We start from the raw sequence: 20,096 nt of genomic DNA, 5'->3' as shown, positions 1-20,096 counted from the left end.
TGCGTCAATCGACAATCAGCGAAATCGAGGCTCTGTTAGCGACTAGCCTTTGCGCTGGCAACGGCTTTTTCCAATGATATTGCAAGTCGCCGCAAATCAATAAAGCAAGCCATTGCTCGCCGTCTGATAAAGCCAAAGGGGAAAAGCGGTTATCGCCATCAAACTTCCAAACGGCAGCATATTGTCGGAAGCGACGGCCTTCCCCCGCAACCGCCAGGATATCGCCACTAATATTCCAACCAGGCTGGCGCCAAGGATAACGAGCGGCAATGCTTGCCAACCGAGCCAGCAGCCAATCGCACCCAGCATCTTGGGGTCACCTCCGCCTAAGCCTTCACGACCTCTTACCCTTCTATAAGCGGCAGCCACGAGCGCTAGCGACGCAAAGCCAGCGAATCCTCCAATCAAACGATCGGTTAGCGTTGGCACAGCGATCACGAAACAGGCGGTCAATCCGGACATGGCCAGAATCGCATTCAGCCGGTCGGGAAGCCACTGATGTCGCACATCCAGCGCGGCTAGCGTCAACAACAGCCAACCGAAAAATGCGCCAGCAAGGCCGTTCAGATCCGGCGCAGCGAAGAGAGCCAATCCGCCAATCAACGCGGCAGCCAGTTCGATGGCAATGTGATCATGGGCAATCGCCTTACCGCATTGGCGGCACTTCCCGCTTTGAAGGACATAGCTCACAACCGGGATCAACTCCCATATACGAAGTTGAAGCCCGCAATCATCGCAGGAGGACCGACCGGAAACAACCGAGCGACCTTCTGGCCACCTGAGAATCAGAGTCGCCAGAAAGCTACCTATGATCAGTCCTAGAAAAACGCCGGCAGTTGGTATGAGAAAATCTGGCAACAGGAACTCCAGAGAAAATTGCCGGAACGAATTGGCACGGTCCGATCTGGCATTCAATGCCGCAATTGAAAAAGCAAATGGCCACGCCTATGTCCTTTGCAAGATTCGCGATTGCCGAGAGCATCGCAACCAACCCAGAAAGGCCAATCCATGTCCAATCCCGATCCGATCGTCATTCTTTCTTATGCCCGCACGCCCATGGGTGGCATGCAAGGTGTACTCGGAGCAGTCAGCGCACCTGATCTGGGTGCTGTTGCGGTCAAGGCCGCCGTCGAACGGGCTGGCGTTGCCGGCGCCGATGTGGAACGCATCTATATGGGCAATGTGCTGTCCGCGGGACAAGGCCAGGCCCCTGCCCGCCAAGCTGCAATTTTTGCTGGCCTGCCGCAGTCGGTGGAAGCAACCACGGTGAACAAAATGTGCGGATCCGGCATGCAAGCCGCCATCATGGGTGCAGAAGCCCTCGCAGCGGGATCGATCGACATCATCGTAACCGGCGGCATGGAAAGCATGACCAATGCCCCTTACTTGCTGCCCAAGATGCGAAGCGGCGCACGCCTTGGCCATGCCGAAGCAAAAGATCATATGTTCCTCGATGGCCTCGAAGACGCATATGATCCGGGCAAAGCCATGGGTAGTTTTGCAGAAGAAACCGTCGGCGAATATCAGCTGACCCGAGAAGCACAGGACGAGTACGCGATCGAATCGCTTTCCCGTGCAAAAGCGGCAGTCGAAGGTGATGCTTTTGATGACGAAGTAGTCGCCGTCGAAGTCAAATCCCGCAAAGGCAGCGTCACAGTCGACAAGGATGAGCAGCCGCTCAAAGGCAATCCGGACAAGATACCGCAACTTCGCGCCGCTTTTGCAAAAGACGGAACGATTACGGCTGCTAATGCGTCGTCTATTTCGGATGGAGCAGCGGCAATGATTCTCTCCCGCGCAAGCGTTGCGGAAGAAAAAGGCCTGACGCCTGTTGCTCGGATTGTTGCGCATGCCGCCCATGCCCATGCACCAGCAAAATTCACGACGGCACCAGTTAGTGCCATCCAAAAGGTCTTGGAAAAGGCCGGCTGGTCTGTCGCCGACGTCGATCTCTGGGAAGTGAACGAGGCCTTCGCCTGTGTTGCGATGTTCGCTATGCAGGACATTGGCATCAGCCGCGACAAGCTGAACGTGAATGGTGGAGCGACTGCTCTTGGCCACCCCATCGGCGCCAGCGGTGCCCGGATCATGGTGACTTTGATCGCAGCATTGAAAAAGCGCGGCTTGAAAAAAGGTGTCGCGGCTTTGTGTATCGGCGGTGGCGAAGCCACAGCAGTTGCTCTGGAACTGACCGATTGATCAGCGGACCGGCTAAACTATTTCAAAGGTTCATCGCCCCAGATATCGGTGATGCTAACATAGCCCTGTCGCCCGGTGACATCAAACAAGCACCAAGTCCTTTCACATTGTGACAGGCTGCCAACAACACCCGGCTCCGCGAGCCACACAATTTTGGCATTCTCATCAGGCATGGCGCGCATGGCGACCGGTTTTCCGCTGGTCGCCAGCACAAGTCCTGTTCTGCCGGCGCTGAGCAGACGGGCGTGCATCCAGCCTTGCGTTCCTTCATGATCCTCAATCTTGCGCCATGACTTGTAGCGGGCCAAGATTTTTACCGGCAGCTTTTCCCGTTTGTAAAGCCACATCGTAGGATATTCAGTGCTGGGACCCGTACGCATGCGCGCCTCAGGTTCGTCAATAGATGCCCAATAAGGCGGTTCTTGCTGTGCCACGGCTGGCGATGACAGGACCAGAGCCGACATCCCAATAAATATGGATAGAAAAATACGCATAGTGATTGGTTACTTCTTCCCCGATTGCCGCTAGCATAGCCCAGAATTGGGTCCCGCTTCAAGAGCCGCCTGCTTGACCTGAACCAAAATTCGGGCATAGCGATTTGCTTATGCCAGACTCACCCCGCCCCGCTAATCCCCGTGTCATCATTACCCGCGAATTGTCGGACGCCAATCAGGATCGCATGAGCGAGCTTTTTGATGCGGTTCCCAATCACGCAGACACTCCGTTTAGCCGCGAAGACCTCATTGCGGCAATGGCCGACTGCGATGTCCTCGTACCCACAGTCACCGACCATATCGATGCTGAAATGATCGAGAATGCACCCGACAGGCTCCGTCTTATCGCGAGCTTTGGTGCAGGTGTTGATCATATAGATCTTGCCGCGGCGCGGGCGAAAAAAATAATGGTCACCAATACGCCCGGCGTCTTCACAGAAGACACGGCAGATATGACCATGGCGCTAATCCTGTCGGTGCCGCGTCGTTTGTCCGAAGGCGAGAAATTGATGCGATCCGGTCAATGGGAAGGCTGGAAGCCTTCAGGCATGCTGGGCCATTGTATCGGTGGCAAGAAGCTCGGGATAATAGGCATGGGCCGCATTGGTCAGGCTGTGGCTCGTCGTGCGTCCGGTTTTGGCATGTCGATCTTCTATCACAACCGCCGTCAGCTTCCGCCCGCAGTAGAAGAATCTCTGCGGGCTAGCTTTGTTAGCGATCTTGATGAACTAATCAGTGAATGCGACATCATTTCGCTACATTGCCCCCATACCGAACAAACACACGAGATGATCAACGCGGAACGTATCGGCAAGATGAAAGCATCATCCTATCTGATCAATACCGCGCGCGGCGATCTGGTGGATGAAGACGCTTTGCTGACAGCCCTAGAAAATGAAAAAATAGGTGGCGCCGGCTTTGATGTCTATCAGAATGAACCGGATATCGACCCGCGTTTTCACGCGCTTCGAAACACCGTATTGCTACCCCATATGGGCAGCGCAACCTTCGAAGGCCGCGAAGCATCGGGCGAGCGCGTCATTACCAATATTCGCGTATGGGCGGACGGCCATCGCCCGCCCGATCAAGTGCTCGACGGTTGGGTTTAAGCTTTCCGTTGAGTCCCTGCGTCGTCTCGACTAGAAAATCGAAAAATGTGATTCGCCAAGCCAAGCGAGCGCAACATAAATACAAGTTCGGGGAACAATATGAAGTATCCAATCAAATCAATGGGCTTGCTGCTTGCCGCAAGCTGGGCGACATCACCGCTCAACGCGCAGGAGACTATTGATCCAGCCACTGCAGCCGATGTTGCAAATAGTGGCGACACCGCTTGGATATTAAGTTCCACTGCTTTGGTGCTACTGATGACCTTGCCAGGCCTGGCGTTATTTTACGGCGGTCTGGTTCGTTCCAAAAACTTCCTGTCCGTACTCATCCAGTGCATGGCGGTTGCTGCCATTTGTTCGGTTCTTTGGGTTGTCGTTGGCTATACATTGGCCTTTGGCGAGGTAACCAACGGGTTTTTAGGCAATGGCATCAACTGGATGTTCAACAATCTCGGCAACGTTCGGGAAGGCACTAGCATTCCGGAATCAACATTTGCGATGTTCCAAATGACCTTTGCTGTAATCACCCCTGCCCTGATGATCGGTGCCTGGGTGGAACGTGCACGCTTTGGCTGGGTCGTTGCTTTCTCCGCACTTTGGCTGCTGGTGGTCTATGCCCCTGTTACCCATTGGGTCTGGGGTGGAGGCTGGCTCAGCAATCTGGGTGTCCTCGATTTTGCCGGCGGCATCGTGGTGCACACGACCGCTGGTGTATCCGCACTGGTCGTCGCAATCATGCTCGGCAAGCGCATGGGCTGGCCGAAAACGCTCATGCTTCCGCATAGCCCTGCCCTGACGGTCGTCGGTGCAGCCATGCTTTGGGTCGGTTGGTTCGGTTTTAACGGCGGCTCCGCGTTGACGGCAACTGACGATGCCTCTTCTGCCATCGTCAATACACATATCGCGGCCTCGACCGCCGCACTGGTCTGGATTCTCATCGAGAAATTCAAAGTCGGCAAGCCGACTGCCATCGGTGTCGCAACCGGTGCGATTGCCGGACTGGCCACGATCACTCCTGCGGCAGGCTTTGTAGGCCCAGGCGCTTCCATCCTAATCGGCTTGGCGGCTGCTGTCGTCTGTTTCTATGCGGTGGCCCTGGTCAAGAACGGCTTCAAAATTGACGATAGCCTCGATGTCTTCGCGGTTCACGGTGTTGGCGGCATTCTAGGCAGCTTGCTGTTGGCCCTGTTCATATCCGAAGGCTTTGGCGGAACCGGTTATTCCGAAGGCATGGCTTTTGGCAGCCAGTTTGTGGCACAGCTTATCGGTGTCGGCGCAGTGGCCATATGGTCAGCGATAGCCACCGCAATTCTCGGCTTCGGCATAAGCTTCATCCTGCCCATGCGGGTCAGCGAAGATGACGAGCGCGATGGTCTGGATATTTCCAACCATGGCGAACGGGCGTGGGATCTCGATTAAGTCGCAAAGGCTTTCCAGCTTACAAAGGCTAGAAACGGCAAACCAGCGCCATCGACCAAGGCTATTGTCTTGAGCGATTGCGGCTGGCCGTAGCCGAAATAGATCGCCAGGAAACTGACCATCGACAGCGCCGTGACCACGACAGCAAGCTTCCGGACATTGGGATCATAAGCGGCCCAAAGACAAGAAATCATGACAATGCCGAACAAGATGGCCCGGTGATGGAACAAGGAGAATCCGACGTCGTCCGTTGCCACGCCGTATAGTTTCGTGATCAAGGATGGGGCGAAAAAGGCTGCAAAAGGAGGAAGGTGAATAGCCAAAGCCAGAACCAGCCAGCATATTCGTTCCAACATCTCTGCCCCCGTTATAATTCCAAATGCATGAACTGATTGAAGTCGCTGGCGAGATAGTCGCCAAACGCGTCACCATTCACGAACCCGCGTTTGCGATACATATTCAACGCCGGCTCAAATTCTTCACCCGAACCAGTTTCCAAACTCAACCGGAGATAAGCCCGCGATTTGGCTTCCGCAATTATGTGATCGAGAATTGACAAGCCGACATTCTTGCGCAGGTGCCTTGAATCGGTGCGCATTGACTTGATTTCTCCCGCCGTCGGCGAGAGCTGCTTTAAAGCACCGACGCCCATCAGCTGTTCACCATCCCAAGCGGTCCAGACAGACATGTCGGGCGTTTGCAATCCGCTTAGATCCAGAGCGTATACACTGTCGGCAGGCGAATTTTCCTGCATTCCGGCCAGATGCGCTGCCAGCAAGGCCTGAACCTGCTCGCCACTCAGATCATCTAGCCGGATATCCAACTCAATCCCCCGTCAATATCCGGTCCATGAGCTGCTTCACAGTCGGCACAAACCCGTTGGAATAAAATGGATCGGTTCCGAAGTTATAAGCACCATGGCCAGCGAACATCAGATGCTCTTCGACCGGAGCCCCGTGGACGATTTCCTGCAGGCTCTTCTGAATACAAAAACTGCGCGGATCGGCAAGCCGCCCGGTGCTGAAACTGTCATGATCTTTCCATGCAGAAAATCCACAATGAGACAGACACCCCATGCAGTCCGCCTGATCCTTGCGGATCATTTTCGATTCTTCCGGCGCAGCGAATATCACAGTGCTGTCGGGTGTCTTCAACGCCATGGTGTGGCCCAAGCCAACCCATTCGCGTGCCCGTAAAAGATCAGCTTTGCTTACCCAGAAATTCTTGCCTTTAACGCCAACATCCAGTTGGTGCGTATGTTCACCACCCTCTTCCGTTGCGTAGGGAATTTGGCGCTCGGATCGCGCTTCCAGACTGCGAAGAAATTCGTTGCGGACCGCGGAACTGTAGAAACCAGTGGGCGAGAATTTGTGGAGAAGAATGTCGCCTTCCTTGATCTTGGTCAATTCGCTCTTCCAGCTTTCCGGAATCGGGCTTTCTTTGGTCAGCAAGGGCCTCGTGCCGAGTTGGAAGGCAATCTGCCCCAGTTCTTCATTCTCGATCCAATTGTCCCAGTCGCGCAAATGCCAGACACCGCCAGCCATGATGATCGGCACGCTGTCGGCAATGCCTTCCCCGCGCATCGTGTCGCGCAGCGCCTTGACTCGGGGATAGGGATCCTCCGGTTTTCTAGGGTCTTCTGCATTGGACAAGCCGTTGTGACCACCAGCCAACCACGGATCTTCATAGACCACCGCAGCCATCAAATCGGGAACCTTTTTATAGGCCCGCTTCCACAGTGCCCGGAAAGCACGAGCGGAGCTGATAATCGGGAGATAGTTTACGCCATATTGCTGCGCGATTTCGGACAATTTATAGGGCATGCCAGCACCGCAAGTGACACCGGCAACCATGCCTTTGGTTTTTTCCAAAACCCCTTCCAGCACCTGCTGCGCGCCGCCCATTTCCCAAAGGACGTTGATATTGATCGCGCCCTTGCCGTTGGAAATCTCATAAGCGCGGGTGACTTGCTCGACCGCACCATCAATCGCATATTGGATCAATTCCTGATGCCGCTCTTCGCGTTTCCGTCCGTGATATATCTGCGGGATGACATTGCCATCCGCGTCATAGCTGTCTGCATTGACTGCGGATACCGTACCAATGCCGCCAGCAGCAGCCCAAGCTCCTGAACTGGCATGATTGGTAGCTGCGACGCCTTTTCCACCCTCGATCAATGGCCATACTTCCTGGCCATTATACTGGATGGGTTTTAACCCCTTGAACAATGAATTCTCCTCTTTTCCCCTAAGGCCGATATAGACGGCGGCAGACTAAAATGCTCGTAAAAACTCTATCATAAAATTCACTATTTGACCGAACCAAAGTCGGCCCGTCCCATGGCATGACCATATAACAAACCATAGCGTGCCAGCATTTTGCTTTCGTTATATTCCGCTTGCGCTTTCTGCAGGTTTTGCATCCCCAGATCTTCACGCAACTGCTGGTGCTGGCTCAAGGTTGTGATGGCTTCGACAAATTTGACTTCATCATCCAGCGATTTGATAAACCCCTGATTGGCTTGCGAGACCATGGACTTAATATCCCCGACATCGGTCGCTGCAACCGGCAGTCCCGCCGCCATAGCTTCAATCAAAGAAATCGGGAATTGCTCGCTATCGGACGACAATGCGAAAACATCAAACAGACCTATATAGCGGGCCGGATCAGCCATGAAGCCAGGCATCAGCAAGCGGTCACCCAGCCCAGAGCGCTGAGCCTCGGCCAATATGGCCTCACGCTCGGGGCCTTCGCCAACGATGACCAAGCGGACATTATCGCCCGCTGCAGCGCAAGCCCGCACCAAACGCGGAAGGTTTTTGATCGCGCGCAAACCAGCGACGGTTCCGACGACGACCTCGCCCTCATGCCGCGTAAAGCCGGGCATAGCGCCCCGCTGCGGCTTCTTTGCGAAACGCTTGATATCGATGCCGTTGGGAATCCGGTGGGTCTTCTGTTCCGGCTGCTTCCAGACGTTCTTCGCGATACCCGCCAATTGCTCGGATGGCACCACCAGTGCATGCGACGCGCCCAGCGCAAATTTACGGAACCAGTTTCTTTTCCAGTTGAGCTTTAGCTGCTCATCCTCGTTAAATCCGTCCTCATGATGGATTAATGGCGGCAACCCGCCAGCTCGGGAGAAAAGGGTTCGGGCCATCACGCCATCCATCGAGCCCCAATTATAGGATAGGATCAGATCAAATTGCCTGAAATAGGTTATAAACTCGCGATATCGTTTCAGCGCAGGCTTCCCCGCTAGCGGCGGTGCATCTTTCGGAAATGCGACTTTTATTTTGGGATCAATAGCATCACGGGCCGACAGCGCATCGGGCTGCGCTGACAGAATGACATGTTCGGCGGCGGAACCGAAATGGTTCATCAACCTTACGGCGCGCGCCTCCTTGCCGCCCAGATTGAACGTGCTGTGGAGGTGCAATATCTTTGCTGGCTTCATGCGATTTTCATGTTCGGCTGTTGGATAAATATTCAGTCAATGCGGTGAAGCAATTGGTTGATCGCGTCAAGCGAGGCTGGCTCTTCGAGCGTTGGAGCGTGGCCGACGCGCGGAACCGTAATCAACTCGCCCTGATCCAAAATTTCCAGCATGCGTTGAGCAACTTGATCGCTAAAAAGATCGGATAGCTCGCCTCGCAAAATCAAAGTGGGTGTGACTTTCATGGACTCTAACGCATTCCACATAGCCCCGCTGCCGCCGCCCTTGCTGTCAAAAGGCTCCGATATTTTCATATCATAGTCCAGTTTGATCCGGCCAGAACTGTTCATGCGGTAGATTTTCTTCGCGAATCCAATCCACTCTTTCAGCGTGAAATCCGGGAAAATATCTCCACTGTTTTCAATCATATCACGGCCGGCGTGGGCCCAAGTGTCAAAGCTACGCCCTTGGCCTACGTGAGCGGCAATCCGGTCGAGGCCTTTTTGATCCAGTTCCGGTCCGATATCGTTTAACAGCGCACCGGCGATGCGTCCGGGATGCATCTTGGACATGATCATCGTGATGACGCCGCCCAGCGACGTCCCGAAAAAGACCGCTTTCGGAAGAGTCAGCTCATCCATCAACTTGATGATATCGGAGACATATTGTTTGGGATTATAACTGCTGCTGTCCTTGGCATATTCACTCATGCCGCGGCCGCGCAAATCCAGCATGATGATTCGCCGACCACCTTGAAGGATCGCACCCAGATGTTCAAAATCACGGGCATTACGGGTCAACCCAGGGACGCAAATCACAGGCGTCTTGTCGCTATCCGATGGATAGTCTCTGGCGTATAATTTCAATCCATCATCGGATTCCCAGTAAAGGTCCTGATAGGCTTTTTCTTCGCTCATGCTGCAATTGTCCCCGTCTTCCCACTTGCTGAGAAACCGATTAGCCGCCACAGTCCAAAAATGCCATATAAACCGCAAGCCGAGCCCGCCGGATCCAATTATAAGCCTGACGTCCGGATCACCCAATTGGGAGAAAAGATTGGCGATCCGGCGCTGCCCGCAAGTTTTCCGGATCACATTCTGAGGTTTCGAAACGATCGGTGGGACAAAAGCGTGGGGCTGGACAGGCTGAACGAAGAAGACTGGCTATCCCATTTCGGACAATTCGAACCTTTAGCGGACAATCTTTCTCAGCCGCTGGCATTGCGCTATCATGGCCATCAGTTCCGAAACTATAATCCCGAAATCGGAGATGGTCGCGGCTTTCTGTTTGCGCAATTGCGGGATCATGAAAAGCGGCTGATGGATCTTGGGACGAAAGGTTCTGGCACAACGCCATGGAGCCGGTCCGGTGATGGAAAGCTGACCCTGAAGGGCGCAGTCCGCGAAATCCTTGCCACAGAGATGCTCGAAGCGCTCGGCGTCAACACGTCCAAAACATTCTCCGTGGTTGAAACAGGAGAAGAACTGGAACGCGGCGACGAACCGTCGCCCACGCGGTCTGCAGTCATGACCAGGTTAAGTCACAGCCACATCCGCTTCGGCACCTTCCAACGCATTGCCTATGAAAAAAATGAAGAGCTGATGCACAAGCTAGTCATCTATTGTCTGGAACATTATTATGGCGGCGTTCAAAGCGATTATCCGGCAACAGAATTATTCGCAAAAATAGCCCGGGAAGTCGCCAAATTGGCGGGCGCTTATATGACCGCCGGATTTGTTCATGGCGTGCTCAACACCGACAATATCAACATCACCGGAGAAAGCTTCGATTATGGGCCTTGGCGCTTCACGCCTTATTGGGAGCCCGGCTTTACCGCAGCCTATTTCGATCACGAGGGCCTATATTGTTTCGGCAGACAGCCAGAAGCGCTGCACTGGAATCTCGCCCAATTGGCTAGCGCCCTGCGCCTTGTAGCGGAGAGCGATCCGTTGGTTGAGACGCTGGAGGCCTTTCCCAAGGCCTATGGAACTGCATTCACCGAACATTTCTGCTGGCGGCTAGGCGTCAAGTCCGAGGGATTTGAAGAAGACCGCAATTTAATAGTCGCTGCGGAAAAAGGACTGGCCGAAAAAAAGACCCAAATTGATCAATTTTTCTTTGACTGGGGAAAATCCGGAAACTTCGTCAATCCAGAAGACAATTCATCAGAATTTTCCACGTTCAGGGATTTAATAGGCCAGCGCACAGCTTCGCGGGTTCCACTCAGTGATTATTGGACAGGGCCAAGCCCTTGTTCGATGCATATCGAGGAAGTCGAAGCGATTTGGTCCGCCATCGCAAATAATGATGATTGGGAGAGATTATCAAATAAAATCAATGATATTCGTGGGATGGGGGCGGCTTTACGCAATGGATAGAAGGTTTCGCCTCTTTAAACCATTGGCGATATAATTTGCACTTCTATAAGGGCCATGACCAAGTATGACAGTTGTGCCATATGGCATTGTTGCATGAGTATAGCGACAGAAGACAGAGGCTAGTTTGACCGACCTGATTTCAACAGAACCCGCCACAGGGGCCATCCTATGGACAGGAACTAGCGGAGACGCCGACGCTGCAGTTGCCAGCGCACGCGAAGCATGGCCGGGTTGGGCGGCTTTGGCCTTGGTGAAACGCATTGAGGCTGTGCGCCGCTATGCGAACCGCATCCGTGCCGGCACCGATGAACTGTCCGAACTAATTGCCCGCGAGACCGGAAAGCCTTTGTGGGAGTCCCGTACAGAGGTAGAATCCGTCATCAAGAAGATCGACATTTCGGTCAATGCCTTTGCCGATCGGACGCCCCAACGACAACTGCCAAGCGCAGCCAACATGCGCGCCGCCTTACGCCACAAACCGCATGGTGTTCTTGCCGTGCTCGGCCCTTATAATTTCCCCGCCCACCTGCCCAACGGGCACATCATTCCAGCCTTGATTGCCGGCAACACCATTGTGTTCAAACCTTCGGAGAAAACACCTGCCGTCGGCCAATATTTGATTGACGCATTTGGCAAGGCCGGCTTGCCCACTGGCGTGGTCAACATTTTACATGGAGGCCCGGAAACCGGCAAGCAATTGACTGCAAATGATGGACTGGATGGCGTTTTGTTTACGGGTTCTGCGCGCACCGGCATTGCCCTTAATCGCCAGTTTGCATCCCGCCCGGACAAAATATTAGCCTTGGAAATGGGTGGCAACAATCCCATCATTGCTTGGGATACAGACGACATCCACAGCGCCGCCGTTCTCATCGTGCAGTCTGCATTTTTGAGCGCCGGACAGCGTTGCTCGGCCGCAAGTCGCCTGATCGTCAAAGATACGCTTTATGATCGCCTCATCCAGGAAGTGAAACGAATATCCGACCGCTTGATCATTGACGACCCCTTTGCCAAGCCTGCTCCGTTCATGGGCCCGGTGATCGACAATGAAACGGCCGATGGCCTGACCGAGAGTTTCCTGGCCTTGATGAGCCACGGCGGAAAGCCCATCAAACATATGGCGCGGCCGATAGAAGGACGCCCCTTCCTCACCCCCGGAATCATTGATGTAACCGACCTCAAGGAACGCCCTGATATCGAATTATTTGGGCCGATCCTCCAGGTCATTCAAGTTCACGACTTCGAAGAAGCTATCACGGAAGCCAATAACACACGCTATGGCTTGTCCTCTGCTCTTCTTGGCGGGACCGCTCAACATTATGAACAATATTGGTCGAACAGCCGCGCTGGTATTGTGAACTGGAACAAAATGACGGTTGGCGCTTCTTCCGAGGCGCCTTTCGGTGGAATCGGGTTGTCCGGCAACCATCGGCCCAGCGCTTATTATGCTGCCGATTATTGTGCCTATCCGGTTGTTTCACTGGAGTCTGAGAATATCAGAGCGTCAATTGGTATCGGGCTCAAAGACGAAGACGCAGCAGACCAGTCCGAAGCTGACCCGGCAAAATAGCTTAGCTTAGGCGACCCCAAAAACTTCTGTTTTGAACATAGCGATCGATGCGCGCATATCGATTGCATGGAAAAGCAATTAAACAGGCCAAAAAAGGCAGGAAAAGTCTATCTAGTGGGTGCCGGCCCAGGGGACCCCGATCTCCTTACCATAAAGGCCGCCAAGCTGCTTGCGCGGGCCGATGTCATTGTCCACGATGGATTGGTCAGCCGCGAGATACTGGATTTGGCGTCGCCATCGGCACGCCGCCTCTCGGTCGCAAAGCAGCGCTCCTTGCACAGTGTTCCGCAAGGCCAGATCAACAATATCTTGATAGAAGAAGCCGGCAAAGGTCATTTGGTTGTGCGCCTAAAGGGCGGCGACCCCTTCATTTTCGGCCGGGGCGGCGAAGAAGCAGATGATTGCATCGCCGCCGACATCGATGTCGAAATTGTCCCCGGTATAAGCGCCGCACTGGGATGCGCTGCCCAGGCAAGGATGCCCCTCACCCACCGCGATGCATCGAGTGCGGTTTCGTTCGTTGCTGGCCAATGCAAAGGACTGTCCGATCAAAATTGGGCTGGGCTGGCAGGAAAAGGCCGAACGCTGGTCATCTATATGGGTGTTGCCAATGCCGAAGCCATTGTTGAGAAATTGATCGCCGACGGGGTTGCTCCAGACCTGCCGGTCGCTGTTTTGGAAAACGGGACGCGCAACAATTTTCGCGCGCTGAGAACCTTGCTGACCGATCTCGGCGACCTTGTGCAGCGCGAAAACATCAAAAGCCCAGCCTTGCTCGTCGTCGGAGACGTCGCTCGATATGGCGATGCCGAAGACAAGTTTCGAGAATTTGCCCAAATGACGGGAGTGATCGCATGAATATTTTGACCGGAAATGACCTCAAGACCGGTGACGTTATCTGGTGGACCGGCCTCGACTGGACGCGCCTCGTAAAAGATGCCGCAGATGTCGGAGATCAGGGCGAGGCCATCCTGCAGCGGGAAGAAGCCGCCCGCCGGGTCAACGCTGCCTATATTATTGCGGGCGAACAAACGGCAGATGGTCCGCGTCCGGGCCATATCAAGGATCGGGTGCGCGCGCTCGGACCGACCGTACGTCCTGACCTGACATTAAAACCGGCTGATCCAGATGCCGGCGAATGGGTGATTTAACATGTATCAATATGACCAATATGACCAGAAAATGGTCGACACGCGGGTTGAAGAATTCCGCGACCAGGTAAAGCGCCGTCTCGCCGGAGATTTGACCGAAGACCAGTTTAAGCCGCTGCGATTGATGAATGGTCTCTATCTGCAACTCCACGCCTATATGCTTCGTGTGGCGATCCCTTATGGCACGCTCAGCAGCAAACAGATGCGGATGCTGGGCCATATCGCGCGCAAATATGACCGGGATTACGGACATTTTACAACGCGCCAGAATCTCCAGTATAACTGGATCAAGCTGGAAGATGCTCCTGACATTCTCGCCGATCTCGCGTCGGTAGAAATGCATGCCATCCAGACCAGCGGCAATTGCATCCGCAACATTTCGTCCGATCAGTTTGCCGGCGCCACGGCAGATGAAATTGCCGACCCGCGGCCCTGGGCAGAAATCTTGCGACAATGGTCGAGCTTTCACCCGGAATTTTCCTATCTCCCGCGGAAATTTAAATTTGCGGTCATTGCCAGTGATACAGACCGGGCCGCCATGCGGCTCCACGACATCGGCATCCAATTGGTGCACAATGAGGCAGGCGAACTGGGAGCCAAATTCTTCGTCGGTGGCGGCATGGGCCGGACACCGATGATTGCCCCGGAAATTCGGGACTTTGTACCTGCCGATGAACTGATCAGCTATGCCGAAGCCTGCCTGCGCGTTTATAATCGCTACGGGCGGCGCGATAACAAATATAAGGCGCGGATAAAAATCCTCGTTCACGAACTTGGCAAAGAAGAATATACCCGCCAAGTCGAAGAAGAATTTGCCCATATGAAGCAACTGGGGCTCAACCCTCCGGTCGAAGAATTGGAACGGATTAGCCAATATTTCACCGACCCGGCCTTTGACAAAGATGCGACGCTCGACATTGATCTCACCGATCCCGATTTCGCGCTCTGGGTTGATCAGAACACCGACCGGCACAAACAGCCCGGCTATGTGATTGCGACCATAAGCCTGAAACCGCAAGGCGGTATCCCCGGCGATGCGTCATCGGCACAGATAGACCTCATGGCCGATCTGGCAGAGCAATATAGTTTTGACGAGTTGCGGGTGACTCACAGCCAGAATATTGTGCTTCCCCATGTCAAGAAAAGCGACCTATATGCCCTGTGGCAGAAACTGGATGACGCCGGCCTTGCGCCCGCCAATCTCGATCTCATTTCGGATAGCATCGCCTGCCCTGGCCTGGATTATTGCAGCCTTGCTAACGCCCGCTCCATCCCTCTCGCCCAGAAAATCAGCGATCGCTTTGCTGATCTCGGACGACAAAGGGAATTGGGCGAACTGAAACTCAAAATCTCGGGCTGCATCAATGCCTGCGGTCACCACCACGCCGGACATATCGGTATTTTGGGTGTCGATCGGAAGGGTACAGAAAACTATCAGCTTTTGCTCGGTGGCTCCGGCGCAGAAGACACCAGTCTCGCCAAGATTACAGGCCCCGGTTTTTCCGAAGACGGGGTGATCGACGCGATTGAAACCGTAACCGATCTCTATCTCGAACAGCGGGAGGATGGTGAACGCTTCATCGACACCTACCGCCGTGTCGGCATGGAGCGGTTCAAGGAGGCTATTTATGGTTGATGCTATCCGTCTACGTGATGACGAAGTCCACGAAGAACCGGCTGTTTCGCTCGAATCGTTCCTGGATCAGTCTAACGCCACCGCCGTCCGCATCGAAGCGGGCGAAGATGCCCGGCAATTGCTGCCCTTTCTGGATCGCCTGTCATTGATCGAGGTCGACTTCCCGGCATTTGGTGACGGACGCGGCTATTCGGCTGCGCAAATATTGCGCGAAGCAGGATATGCCGGCGAATTGCGCGCCAGCGGCGATGTTCTGCTGGATCAGCTCTCTTATATGCGCCGCTGCGGCTTTGACGCCTTTGCGCCCGATTCTCCGATCAACGAAGATCTGATGAAAGAGGCTCTCGACCGCTACGAACATATCTATCAAGGCACTTCGGACCGGCGGACAGCCATTTGGGGACTCCGTCATGGGTGATCCAGCGCGCAAAATCGACACCATCGATGTTCGCCCGGACTTCACCCAGGCTGATGCCGATGCCCTTAACAAACGCTTTGAAGGTGTCGGCACCACCGACATGCTCACGGCCCTGTTTGACGAACGGCAATTGGGCGAAGTTGCAGTGGTCTCGTCTTTCGGAACCGAGAGCGCGGTACTGCTCCATCTGATCGCAGCAGTCGATCCGACCATTCCCGTGACCTTTGTCGACACGCTCAAAATGTTTCCGGAAACATTGGAATATCGAGACATATTGATCCAGTCTCTAGGCCTCAAGAACAGCAACGTCGTCGAGCCCGATTTGACGGTTCTGGCTGAAAAGGACGAAAATGGTTTGCGCTGGTCTTATGATCCAGACGGCTGTTGCGAAATTCGCAAGGTGGAACCTTTGGCGCGCGCCAAGTCTGGACTCAATAGCTGGATTTCAGGGCGCAAAGCCTTCCAGTCAGTGACCCGCAATAATATTCCGCGCTTCGAAATTGATGACGGACGCCTGAAAATCAATCCATTGGGTGACTGGATCAAGGACGATCTGGAAGCCTATTTCGAAGAACATGATTTGCCACGCCATCCGCTGGAAGCGGAAGGCTATCTTTCCGTTGGCTGCGCGCCTTGCACGTCAAAAGTACTGCCGGGTGAAGACCCTCGTGCGGGACGCTGGCGGGGTTGGGACAAGTCCGAATGCGGCATTCACGAAGATATGACGCCGGTACCGGATGCTGATGACAATGGTGCGAATGATCCTATTTTCTAGCAGATCAATGCTTCCGCTATAATCACCGCTATTTCAGGATAAACCGCGGCCTAATATTCCTCTGGCGCATCACCATAAGCCAGATCACCAAATTTCGTGAACTCGCTGATGAAGCTTAGATTGATATTGCCGGTCGAACCTTGGCGGTTTTTGGCAACAATGACCGTCGCTTTGTTGACCTTGCTTTGGTGATCGGTTTCCCAGGCGGAATATTTGGCAATCTGTTCTGGCGTCGAATTGCCGTCAGGCTCATCGGGCTTGATAGCGAGGTGATAATATTCGTCGCGGAAAATGAACATCACGATATCCGCGTCCTGCTCAATCGAACCGGATTCACGCAGATCGGAAAGCTGCGGGCGCTTGTCATCCCGGCTTTCAACCGCACGACTCAACTGCGACAGCGCCATCACAGGCACTTGCAGTTCTTTCGCCAACGTCTTCAAGCCCCGGCTAATTTCTGAAATCTCATTGACCCGATTGTCACTCGCCCGGCCAGACCCCTGCAGCAGCTGAAGATAATCGACCACGATCAATCCGATGCCCTGACGTCTTTGCAAACGCCGTGCCCGTGTCCGCAGCGCCGCGATCGTCAACGCCGGCGTATCGTCGATAAACAGCGGCAGATCCTGCAAATCTCGCGAAGCCAGCGCAAGCCGATGCATATCGTCCCGACTGATCGCACCCATGCGCAATTTCTCTGAACTGATTTCAGCTTGTTCGGATAAAATCCTCGTGGCGAGCTGATCCGCTGACATCTCCAAGCTGAAGAATGCAGTTTTGGCCCCGAGAGAATCTTCCGGCGCAATCCCGTCTTCCATATCGCGAAGATAGCGGTTCGCCGCATTAAACGCGATATTGGTGGCAAGCGATGTCTTACCCATGCCCGGGCGCCCGGCAAGAATGAGCAAATCGCTTTTGTGCAAACCGCCCATTTTGGCGTTCACATCTGTTAGACCGGTGGTGGTGCCAGATACTTTGCCGCCGCTGTTAAACGCCCGCTCGACGTTCGTCAGGGCTTCGGTCGATGCTTGCAGGAACGACCGTACGCCGCCTTCTTGCGCTTCGCCTTCCGAAACCCGGTATAAGGCTGTTTCCGCTTCCTCAATCTGCTCTTTAGGATCGACCGTTTCGCTAGTGTCGAGCGCGCTCTCGACCAAAGTACGGCCTACGCTCACCAATTCGCGCAGCAGCGCCAGGTCATAAATTTGATCGGCAAAATCCCGCGCACCAATCAAACCCGCGCCGTCGCCGGTCAGTTTCGCAAGATAGGAAGGCCCGCCCAGAGCCTTCATCGCCTCGTCTGACTCGAAATAGGGCTTCATGGTCACCGGAGTGACCACCATATTCTTGTCGAGCAGTTTCAAGGCCTGTTCGTATATCCGGCCATGCAGCGGTTCGTAGAAATGTTCCGGACGCAGTCGTATCTGAACATCTTCCGCAACCCGATTGTCGATGAGCAGCGCGCCGAGAAACGTCGCCTCTGCCTCAACATTGCGCGGCAGGCGCTGTTCATCACTCTCTTCATTCTGGAAACGCATCAATTCGACCATGGCTCTTCATCGACGCAGAATCGATTCAGGGCAAGAGGCCGCAGGCAAATTCACGTAAAGTCTTGGGGACAGTCCTGTGGAAAAAAACCTTGCCGCCATGCTGCACTGCAAAAACCCTTGTCCTGAGACCAGCGCTGCGGCAACAGGGCGCTATGTCCGATACGCGCATCATATCCGTCGAACTCGACGAAGCCACGATTTTGTGGCGCAACGCCGATATCGAACAAGAACGACGGATTGCTATTTTTGATCTGATCGAAGAAAATTATTTCAAGCCGCTGAAACAGCATGAGGATGGATATGCCGGTCCCTATCAGCTCGAGCTTAGCGTGCAGGAAGGCCGGCTGGTAATCTCCATTGGCAGAGAAAATGGCGATCCGCTGGAAACGCTGATCTTGGCGCTCGGCCGCTTTCGACGGCCAATACGAGACTATTTCGCCATTTGCGATAGCTATTATCAGGCCATTCGCAAAGCCAGCGCTGCTGAAATTGAAACCATAGACATGGCCCGGCGCGGGGTGCACGATCAAGGTGCGGAACTGCTGGTCGAACGGTTGGATGGAAAAATCGATGTTGACTTCAAGACCGCGCGGCGTCTCTTCACATTGATCTGCGTTTTGCATATCAAGAACTAAGTGATTCTTCCGCTGCGTATCAGGGAAACAGGGTGGCCATTCGAGACATAAGAAAAACAATGATAAGCCTTGCGACGATTGCCGTCGTATTGCTGATTATCGCCTTCATCCTCCGCAATATTGCGGTCGGCTGGGCGCCATCACGCGACCAATATCCGGTACAGGGAATCTCCGTCGACGAAAGCCACGGCGACGTCATTTGGCATGTTGCCGGCGCGACAGGGGTCGATTTCGCTTATATTCAAGCCACAGACGGTGCCGAGAAGCGTGACGCGAATTTCGCGACCAATATCAAGGGTGCCCGGGAATCCGGTATTCGCTATGGTGCGCTTCACAATTATTCGCTCTGCCGCCTGGCAGCCGATCAAGCGACAATATTTGTCACCACCGTTCCCCGCGGCGCGAATATGCTGCCACCCGCCGTCCGTCTTGCCTTTGACAATGGCTGTGGTGACCGCCCAGGTCGCGCACTGGTGCTCAGCGAACTCAATACTTTTCTCAACCAGATAGAAGCCCATAGCGAAAAGCCCGCCATCATTGCTGTCTCTCGGGACTTCGAGGAATTGTATAATATAAGCAGCGGCATCGACCGGACATTCTGGCTCGAAGCAAATTTCTTTCCGCCCGACTATGCCACCAAACCTTGGGTGATGTGGCGCGCCTCCGATATGCGTCGGATCAGCGGGGTTGACGGCCCGATAAACTGGAACGTAGTGCGACCATGACCATCAACAGGAACACGATATGAGCATTTTATCCGACCGCTGGATTCGCAACGAAGCGAAACATTCCGGAATGATCGAACCTTTTGTTGAAGCCCAGAAACGCGAAGACTGTATCAGCTATGGCTTGTCTTCTTATGGCTATGACGCGCGTGTGTCAGACGAGTTTAAAATTTTTACAAATGTCGACAATGCCGTTGTCGATCCGAAAAACTTTGCCGAGAACAGCTTTGTTGACCGCAAGACCGACTGCTGCATCATTCCACCGAACAGCTTCGCCCTCGCCCGGACTGTCGAATATTTCCGGATACCGCGCGACGTTCTGGTGATATGCCTCGGAAAGTCTACCTATGCCCGGTGCGGAATCATCGTGAATGTAACGCCGCTGGAACCCGAATGGGAAGGCCATGTGACTCTCGAATTTTCCAACACCAGCCCCCTGCCCGCAAAAATCTATGCCAATGAAGGCGCTTGTCAGTTTCTGTTCCTGAAAGGCAACGAACCTTGCGAGACCAGCTATGCCGATCGTTCGGGCAAATATATGCGTCAAAAAGGTGTGACTCTAGCAAAGCTCTAGGCCATAGATGGGGCAAGTTAACCCAACGAT

The 20,096-nt window shown here is 54.1% G+C and carries 21 protein-coding genes; 13 read left to right on the top strand and 8 right to left on the bottom strand.

Annotation, left to right across the window (positions count from 1 at the left end; all coding sequences use genetic code 11):
* Window positions 1–96: 96 nt before the first annotated feature.
* Entirely contained in the window at window positions 97–858 is a 762-nt protein-coding gene (locus tag ABJV08_RS10805) for an A24 family peptidase (RefSeq protein WP_348039497.1), read from the bottom strand.
* 150 nt (window positions 859–1,008) lie between these two features.
* Between ABJV08_RS10805 and ABJV08_RS10800 the strand changes: the two genes are divergently transcribed.
* Window positions 1,009–2,199: an acetyl-CoA C-acyltransferase gene (locus ABJV08_RS10800; RefSeq protein ID WP_348039496.1), complete on the top strand. Its 1,191-nt coding sequence runs from the start codon at window positions 1,009–1,011 to the stop codon at window positions 2,197–2,199.
* Window positions 2,200–2,216: 17 nt separating this feature from the next.
* Here ABJV08_RS10800 and ABJV08_RS10795 read toward each other — a convergent pair whose 3' ends face one another.
* A complete protein-coding gene (locus tag ABJV08_RS10795; protein WP_348039495.1) occupies window positions 2,217–2,693 on the bottom strand; it encodes an SH3 domain-containing protein in 477 nt (158 codons plus the stop codon).
* Between the two features lie 110 nt (window positions 2,694–2,803).
* Here ABJV08_RS10795 and ABJV08_RS10790 point away from each other — a divergent pair, with 110 nt between their 5' ends.
* Both ABJV08_RS10790 and ABJV08_RS10785 read left to right on the top strand, forming a co-directional pair.
* Window positions 2,804–3,802, top strand: coding sequence for a D-glycerate dehydrogenase (locus tag ABJV08_RS10790; RefSeq protein ID WP_348039494.1), 999 nt, complete (start codon window positions 2,804–2,806; stop codon window positions 3,800–3,802).
* Window positions 3,803–3,901: 99 nt separating this feature from the next.
* Window positions 3,902–5,221, top strand: a complete 1,320-nt coding sequence (locus ABJV08_RS10785) for an ammonium transporter (RefSeq protein WP_348039493.1) — start codon at window positions 3,902–3,904, stop codon at window positions 5,219–5,221.
* Here ABJV08_RS10785 and ABJV08_RS10780 read toward each other — a convergent pair.
* From ABJV08_RS10780 to ABJV08_RS10760, 5 genes are all read right to left on the bottom strand, one after another.
* A complete protein-coding gene (locus ABJV08_RS10780; protein WP_348039492.1) occupies window positions 5,218–5,577 on the bottom strand; it encodes a hypothetical protein in 360 nt (119 codons plus the stop codon). The genes ABJV08_RS10785 and ABJV08_RS10780 overlap by 4 nt on opposite strands.
* Window positions 5,578–5,588: 11 nt before the next feature.
* Window positions 5,589–6,044 (bottom strand): GNAT family N-acetyltransferase, encoded by a 456-nt coding sequence (locus ABJV08_RS10775; RefSeq protein WP_348039491.1) that lies wholly within the window; start codon window positions 6,042–6,044, stop codon window positions 5,589–5,591.
* 1 nt (window position 6,045) lies between these two features.
* A complete protein-coding gene (locus ABJV08_RS10770; RefSeq protein WP_348039490.1) occupies window positions 6,046–7,449 on the bottom strand; it encodes a nitronate monooxygenase in 1,404 nt (467 codons plus the stop codon).
* Between the two features lie 80 nt (window positions 7,450–7,529).
* Window positions 7,530–8,675, bottom strand: coding sequence for a glycosyltransferase (locus ABJV08_RS10765; RefSeq protein WP_348039489.1), 1,146 nt, complete (start codon window positions 8,673–8,675; stop codon window positions 7,530–7,532).
* Between the two features lie 32 nt (window positions 8,676–8,707).
* Entirely contained in the window at window positions 8,708–9,571 is an 864-nt protein-coding gene (locus ABJV08_RS10760) for an alpha/beta hydrolase (protein ID WP_348039488.1), read from the bottom strand.
* Window positions 9,572–9,631: 60 nt separating this feature from the next.
* Between ABJV08_RS10760 and ABJV08_RS10755 the strand changes: the two genes are divergently transcribed.
* The 7 genes from ABJV08_RS10755 to ABJV08_RS10725 all read left to right on the top strand — a co-directional run bounded on the left by ABJV08_RS10755 (window position 9,632) and on the right by ABJV08_RS10725 (window position 16,582).
* The gene (locus tag ABJV08_RS10755) at window positions 9,632–11,032 is read left to right on the top strand and encodes a protein adenylyltransferase SelO family protein (RefSeq protein ID WP_348039487.1); all 1,401 of its coding nucleotides are present in this window, start codon (window positions 9,632–9,634) and stop codon (window positions 11,030–11,032) included.
* 124 nt (window positions 11,033–11,156) lie between these two features.
* Window positions 11,157–12,602, top strand: a complete 1,446-nt coding sequence (astD, locus tag ABJV08_RS10750; RefSeq protein ID WP_348039486.1) for a succinylglutamate-semialdehyde dehydrogenase — start codon at window positions 11,157–11,159, stop codon at window positions 12,600–12,602.
* Window positions 12,603–12,668: 66 nt separating this feature from the next.
* Window positions 12,669–13,460 carry a uroporphyrinogen-III C-methyltransferase gene (gene cobA / locus ABJV08_RS10745; protein ID WP_348039485.1) on the top strand — a complete coding sequence of 264 codons (792 nt, stop codon included), beginning with the start codon at window positions 12,669–12,671 and terminating at the stop codon, window positions 13,458–13,460.
* Window positions 13,457–13,753: a DUF2849 domain-containing protein gene (locus ABJV08_RS10740; RefSeq protein ID WP_348039484.1), complete on the top strand. Its 297-nt coding sequence runs from the start codon at window positions 13,457–13,459 to the stop codon at window positions 13,751–13,753. Before cobA ends, ABJV08_RS10740 begins: the two co-directional genes overlap by 4 nt.
* A 1-nt stretch (window position 13,754) precedes the next feature.
* Complete coding sequence (locus ABJV08_RS10735; protein WP_348039483.1) at window positions 13,755–15,389, top strand: nitrite/sulfite reductase; 1,635 nt, start codon at window positions 13,755–13,757, stop codon at window positions 15,387–15,389.
* A complete protein-coding gene (locus ABJV08_RS10730) occupies window positions 15,382–15,807 on the top strand; it encodes a DUF934 domain-containing protein (protein WP_348039482.1) in 426 nt (141 codons plus the stop codon). The genes ABJV08_RS10735 and ABJV08_RS10730 overlap by 8 nt, the downstream gene beginning before the upstream one ends.
* Window positions 15,800–16,582, top strand: coding sequence for a phosphoadenylyl-sulfate reductase (locus ABJV08_RS10725; protein WP_348039481.1), 783 nt, complete (start codon window positions 15,800–15,802; stop codon window positions 16,580–16,582). The genes ABJV08_RS10730 and ABJV08_RS10725 overlap by 8 nt, the downstream gene beginning before the upstream one ends.
* A 50-nt stretch (window positions 16,583–16,632) precedes the next feature.
* Here the strand turns inward: ABJV08_RS10725 and ABJV08_RS10720 are convergent, their stop codons facing one another.
* Complete coding sequence (locus tag ABJV08_RS10720) at window positions 16,633–18,132, bottom strand: replicative DNA helicase (protein ID WP_348039480.1); 1,500 nt, start codon at window positions 18,130–18,132, stop codon at window positions 16,633–16,635.
* Between the two features lie 152 nt (window positions 18,133–18,284).
* On the opposite strand from ABJV08_RS10720, the gene ABJV08_RS10715 reads away from it, so the two are divergent.
* The 3 genes from ABJV08_RS10715 to dcd are packed head-to-tail and all read left to right on the top strand — an operon-like array spanning window position 18,285 to window position 20,066.
* Window positions 18,285–18,767: a UPF0262 family protein gene (locus ABJV08_RS10715; protein ID WP_348039479.1), complete on the top strand. Its 483-nt coding sequence runs from the start codon at window positions 18,285–18,287 to the stop codon at window positions 18,765–18,767.
* A gap of 59 nt (window positions 18,768–18,826) precedes the next feature.
* Window positions 18,827–19,492, top strand: a complete 666-nt coding sequence (locus tag ABJV08_RS10710) for a GH25 family lysozyme (protein ID WP_348039478.1) — start codon at window positions 18,827–18,829, stop codon at window positions 19,490–19,492.
* A gap of 19 nt (window positions 19,493–19,511) precedes the next feature.
* A complete protein-coding gene (dcd, locus tag ABJV08_RS10705) occupies window positions 19,512–20,066 on the top strand; it encodes a dCTP deaminase (protein WP_348039477.1) in 555 nt (184 codons plus the stop codon).
* The last annotated feature ends 30 nt before the right edge of the window (window positions 20,067–20,096 follow it).

This window comes from Parasphingorhabdus sp. (assembly GCF_039982395.1).
GTDB lineage: Bacteria > Pseudomonadota > Alphaproteobacteria > Sphingomonadales > Sphingomonadaceae > Parasphingorhabdus.
This window is presented reverse-complemented; position numbering and strand designations above follow the sequence as displayed.